Genomic DNA, 5,572 nt, shown 5'->3' with positions numbered 1-5,572 from the left:
GGCGATGAACTGATCCAAGGGGGCCTCCCGCAATCGTGGTGCTCACCCTCAGCCAAAGAGTCGATCATGCCCGCGTCGGGCAAGTCCAAATCGCGTGTCAAGGACTTTCGAAGTGCGAATCCCCTGGGCCGATGTCCGCGAGACATAGGCTGCCGCGCGACAATCTGGTATTCTTCCGCGCTTTTGACACTGCTGGCGGAATGCGACCGACCGAGGTGGTGGGGCGTTGACAGGCCCTTCCCTGGGGACCCCGAGGTTGGCCATGTGTCTGCACCCTGCATCACCGTTACCGGTACCGGACGAGACGGCTCGTGTTGCGCGGTTGGCGTTTCCGCACGGCAATCTGCTTCTGAGCCTGCGCGACAAGCTTGGCCCGATCTTCGACGATGGCCGCTTTGCCCATCTTTTCCCAGCCAAGGGTCAACCTGGCGAGGCGCCATGGCGGCTGGCCTTGGTGACCCTGCTGCAATTGGCAGACGAGTTGCCGGACCGGCAGGCGGCCGATGCGGTGCGCAGCCGGATTGATTGGAAGTACCTGCTCGGCCGGCCCCTTGCTGACCCCGGCTTCGACAGTACGGTGCTGACTCAGGTCTCCCCTCATTTTTGGTTACGGGCCAAATTGGACACGGCCAACTGCGCTTGGTCAGCCCAGCCTCGTTGCTTATCAGCCCAAGCAACAACTCGTGTCTACATCGCGCCGTGCCCTGCAACGCGTCAACACGTCTGTCTTTTCGTTTCAGCCGGTCCGAGCTAACCAACTGAATTCGCCGACTTAATATGAGGGGAGACCTGAGCGGTATATGAGGGGAGACCTGAGCGGTATATGAGGGGAGACCTGAGCGGTGCTGAGCAAGTTCCGCTCGCGTCTGGTCACGGGAGCAGCCGAGATGTTGTTGCTGGACGCGGTCCTGGAAGTCGCTGCGACGCATCGTCTGCTCAAGGCTGGCTGGCGACAACGCACGGATTCCACCCATGTCCTGGCGGCCGCGCGGGCGATGAACCGGATCGAGTGCGTTCATGAAACGCTGCTGTAGCGTGACAAATCTGGGGGTCATCCGCACTTTTGACACTGCTGGCGAAATGCGACCGACCGAGGTGGTGGGACGTTGGTAGGCCTTTCCCTGGGACCCCGAGGCTGGCCATGTGTCTGCACCCTGCATCACCAAGGCCGATCCATCGAAGAAGCCCGCGTCATGCTGTCGATGACGCTCTGGCTGCTTACCTTCCTGGTTCCCCTGCAGATATTCCTGGGCGACCAGCACGGCCTCAACACGGCCGCGTATCAGCCGGCGAAGCTTGCCGCCATCGAGGCGCGCTGGGATACCCAGCCGTCCTTTCCGCTCACCCTGTTCGCCATTCCGGACCCCGCCAACGAGACCAATCGTTACGCGATCGAGGTGCCCTATCTGGGCAGCCTCATCCTGACCCATAGTCTCCACGGCGAGATCAAAGGCCTGAAGACGTTCAGGCCGGAGGATCGGCCGCCGGTGGCGATTCCCTTCTTCGCCTTTCGCATCATGGTCGGCATTGGGTTCCTGATGCTGGCGGTGGTGGCGACAAGCTGGTGGTTGCGCTATCGCCATCGTCTTTTCGACAGTCCCTGGTTCCTGCGCCTCTGCCTTGCGATGGGCCCGCTCGGCTTCGTCGCCGTGCTGGCCGGATGGACGACGACGGAGGTCGGCCGCCAGCCCTGGACTGTCTACGGCATGCTGCGCACCGTCGACTCGACGCCGCCCTCGCTCACCGGCGGTGACGTGCTGGCGTCGTTGATGGCCTACATGGCGGTTTACCTGATCATCTACCCATCCGCGGCCGTCATTGCGGCGCGGCTGGTGCGCAATGGCCCGGCAACGGCGCCGGAGTCCGTTGCGCCGATCGAGAGCGGCCGGCCGAGCGCGCCGGTCAATGTCGAGCTGCTGCCGGAGGGCAAGACGCTATGAACGCGCTGAACTTCGTGCCCGTCTGGACGATCATCCTGGGCGCCGGCATCTTTTTCTATGTCCTGCTCGACGGCTTCGACCTGGGCGTGGGCATGCTCTACGGCCTGATGCCGGACACAAGATCCCGCAACATCGTGATGAATGCGATCGCGCCCGTCTGGGACGGCAACGAGACATGGCTGGTACTGGGTGCCGTCGCGCTGCTCGCGGCCTTTCCGCTCGCCTTCGCCATCATCATCCCGGCGCTTTATTTTCCCATCCTGATCATGCTGCTGGCGTTGGTGTTCCGCGGCGTCGCCTTCGAGTTCCGCTTTCGCGACGCCGAGCACAAGACCTTTTGGGATCAGGGCTTCTTCTACGGTTCGATGATCGCGACCGTGGCCCAGGGAATGATGCTCGGCGCGTTCATCCAGGGCTTCAAGGTCGAGGGCCGTGTCTTTGCCGGCAGCCAGTTCGATTTCCTGACGCCGTTCTCGGTTCTTACCGGCATTGCCCTGGTCTTCGGCTATGGGCTCCTGGGTGCCGGCTGGCTGGTGCTCAAGACCGAGGACGACATCCAGGCGCGGGGGCGCCGCTACGGCCGCATTTGCCTGGTGGGCGTGGCGATCGCGATTTTGCTGGTCAGCATCTGGACGCCGCTGATGAGCGAGGCAGTTTCCAGGCGCTGGTTCTCCTGGCCGAATATCCTCGTTCTGTCACCGGTGCCGATCGCGGCCGCCCTGGTCGCCGTGGGTACGTGGCGGGCGCTGAATGGCGTGTCGCAATCCGGTGGCTTCATCGGCGCCGTTGGGCTGTTCACGCTGTCCTATGCCGGCATCGCCATCAGCCTCTGGCCGATGATCGTGCCGCATCACTATACGCTGACGCAGGCCGCGTCCTCGCCAGGCACGCAGGCGTTCCTCCTGGTCGGCACGCTGTTCCTGCTGCCGGTGATCCTTGTCTACTCAAGCTGGTCGTACTGGGTGTTCCGCGGCAAGGTGCGCGCCGACGTGGGCTATCATTGAATTCGACGGCCAGGCGGAGGACCTGATCAAGCTGCACAAGGCCCAGCCTGCCTCCGACCGCACCAATCGCCGCGAGCCCGTCGCCAACCAGGCCTGCACGCGGTGGCTTACGCGGCCTTCGGCCGCTGTCCGCCGCATCCTGGACACAGCCGCCTATTGGCTGGTGTTGCGCATCCGTGACGCCATCCCCAGTCAGCAGTCTCTCGCCACGGCCGAGTTCACCACCCGGCGGCTGCACCTGATCAAAATTGGCGCGTGTATCACCGAAACCGCCACCGCCCCCTGTCCCGTCTGTTCCTGTCTCGCGACGAAACAGGCGCGTTGGATCATCATAGCGCCCAGCGCGCACCAGCAGTCACTCCGGCACGGATGGTGAATAACCTGGACTATACTATATATAAGATACAAGGTCGGCCCGAGTATGAGACGGTAAGCGGCGCGGCGTTTGCCGCTTTCTGAGGCCCACCGCATTCCATCCCGCAGCGGCACGTCAAACCCGACTTCTACAGTTCGGTTACGCAACTCGTTGAAATTGCACAGAAAAGCCAGATTTTCAGGCTCTTGTGGTGCCAAAACCGCCGCTGACAGAAAAAGTCCGCGTTATATCAATGCCTTGCTGTGGGCCGACTCTCAGGAAATCCGCTCTTTTGCACCACAAGCGGCCTTAGATCACGATTTATCCCATGTTTCCAGTGAGTTGCGTAACCGAACTGTAACCGGGGCAAAACCCCGGGCCAGATCTGCATTTTCCGCTTGAACTGACGCGGCGGACCACAATGTCGCTGTGGTCATGCCAGCCCCCGCCGCCCCCTCCAGCCTGTCGCGTTGCGAGCTCGAAGCCGAGGTGGCGGCGTTGCGCGAGGAGAACGCCGCGCTGAAGCAACTGATCGCCGCGCTGCGGGACGAGAACGCCCGGCTGAAGGGCCTGAAAGCCCGGCCGGCGATCAAGCCGAGCGGCATGGAGGACGCGACCACGCCGAAGCGCCACGCCAAGCCGGGCCGGCGCCGCGGCAAGGTGGTGCCGCGGGTGGCGGTTGAAACCCAGGTGCTGCGCATTGAGGTGCCGCCCGGCTCGCAGTTCAAGGGCTACGAAACCTACCAGGTGCAGGAGCTGGAGATCCGCGCGCGCGTGGTGCGCTACCGCCGCGAGCGCTGGCTGACGCCGGACGGGCGGACCATCGTCGCACCGCTGCCGGAAGGCACCCGCGGTCACTTCGGCCCGGCGCTGCGGCGGTGGGTGCTGATGCAGTACCACCAGGGCCAGGTGACGGTGGAGCGGTTGCTCGCCCAGTTGCAGGCCATCGGCATCAACATCTCCAAGCGCGAAGTCATGCGCCTGCTGATCGAGCGGCAGGACGCGTTCCTGAGCGAGAACCAGGAGGTGCTGCAGGCGGGGCTGGCGGCGGCGGACTGGATCAGCGCAGACGACACCGGCGCGCGCCATCGCGGCGCCAACGCCGTCTGCACGCAGATCGGCAACGACAACTTCGCCTGGTTCGGCACCACTGGCAGCAAGAGCCGGCAGAACTTCCTCGAACTGCTGCGCGCCGGCCACACCGACTACGTCGTCAACGACGCGGCGCTGGAGTACATGCGCGAGCATGGCTTGTCCGGCCCGGTGGTGCGGCGGTTGGCCGGGCACGCGCAGCGCCAGTTCGCCGACCAGGCCGCCTGGCAGCGCCATCTGCAGCAGCTCGGCCTCACCGCGCTTACGGTCACCCCCAATCCGGTGCAGGTCGCCACCGAGGGCGCGCTGTGGGGGGCGGTGGCCGCGCATGGCTTCCTCAACGAGGCGGTGATCGTCAGTGACGACGCCGGCCAGTTCAACGTCGGCGACCACGCGCTGTGCTGGATCCATGCCGAGCGGCTGGTGCACAAGCTGGAGACCTTCACCGAGCAGCAGCGCGCCGCGCAGCAGCAGGTGCGCGGCCTGAGCCGGCTGACCGCTTTGCTGGGCATCAGTCCGCTTCGCGGCCTGATTTGGTGGTTCTATGCCGATCTCAAGGCTTACCAGGCCAAGCCGACGGCGCGACGGCGCAGCGAGCTGCCGGCGCGCTTCGACCGCATCTTTGAGCGCCGCACCGGCTTTGCCAGCCTCGATCGGCTGCTGCGGCGGCTGCACGCCAACAAGGCCGAGTTGCTGAAGGTGCTCGACCATCCGGAGATTCCACTGCACACCAACGGCTCGGAGAACGACATCCGCTGCCAGGTGACCAAGCGCCATGTCAGCGGCGGCACCAGGACCGACGTCGGTCGTGACTGCCGCGATGCCTTCCTCGGCCTCGGCAAGACCTGCCGCAAGCTCGGGATCTCGTTCTGGAACTACCTTGGTGCCCGGCTCGGCGTACCCGGCGCCCCGGACGTGCCTCGCCTCGCCAAACTCATCCGCTGCCGCGGCCAGCCGGCTTGAGCGGGGCCGGGTCCCGGGGTTTTGCCCCGGTTACGCCTGATGGTCAGAAGGCTTTGTAAAGACACGTGAACTTCCCGGACAGGCACTAATATTACTGTGTCACTATCCTCTAGCTATTGACCACAACCACCCCACATAGGGTGCATGGAACAGCAAGGAGCAAGACAAGCGCCGACAAGCGAGGCCCGGTTGGAGGCGTATCTGGATGCGGTGATCGG

Annotated in this window: 4 protein-coding genes and 2 pseudogenes; all 6 read left to right on the top strand. The window is 64.4% G+C overall.

The annotated features are described in order from the left end of the window. Window positions 1–262 precede the first annotated feature (262 nt). Window positions 263–589, top strand: a pseudogene (locus CCS01_RS35240) (transposase); the annotation flags it as partial. A gap of 253 nt (window positions 590–842) precedes the next feature. Beyond that, the gene (locus CCS01_RS15180; protein ID WP_104519643.1) at window positions 843–1,034 is read left to right on the top strand and encodes a hypothetical protein; all 192 of its coding nucleotides are present in this window, start codon (window positions 843–845) and stop codon (window positions 1,032–1,034) included. Window positions 1,035–1,106: 72 nt separating this feature from the next. Continuing rightward, a complete protein-coding gene (locus CCS01_RS15175) occupies window positions 1,107–1,940 on the top strand; it encodes a cytochrome ubiquinol oxidase subunit I (protein ID WP_275112924.1) in 834 nt (277 codons plus the stop codon). Continuing rightward, a complete protein-coding gene (cydB, locus tag CCS01_RS15170; RefSeq protein ID WP_104519641.1) occupies window positions 1,937–2,944 on the top strand; it encodes a cytochrome d ubiquinol oxidase subunit II in 1,008 nt (335 codons plus the stop codon). Before CCS01_RS15175 ends, cydB begins: the two co-directional genes overlap by 4 nt. 7 nt (window positions 2,945–2,951) lie before the next feature. Next, window positions 2,952–3,320, top strand: a pseudogene (locus tag CCS01_RS15165) (transposase); the annotation flags it as partial. Window positions 3,321–3,734: 414 nt separating this feature from the next. Further along, window positions 3,735–5,354, top strand: a complete 1,620-nt coding sequence (locus CCS01_RS15160) for an IS66 family transposase (protein ID WP_104519639.1) — start codon at window positions 3,735–3,737, stop codon at window positions 5,352–5,354. The last annotated feature ends 218 nt before the right edge of the window (window positions 5,355–5,572 follow it).

This window comes from Rhodopila globiformis (assembly GCF_002937115.1).
Taxonomy (GTDB): Bacteria; Pseudomonadota; Alphaproteobacteria; order Acetobacterales; family Acetobacteraceae; genus Rhodopila; species Rhodopila globiformis.
Note: the sequence above shows the minus strand (reverse complement) of the source record. Positions and strands in the feature narration are given on the sequence as shown.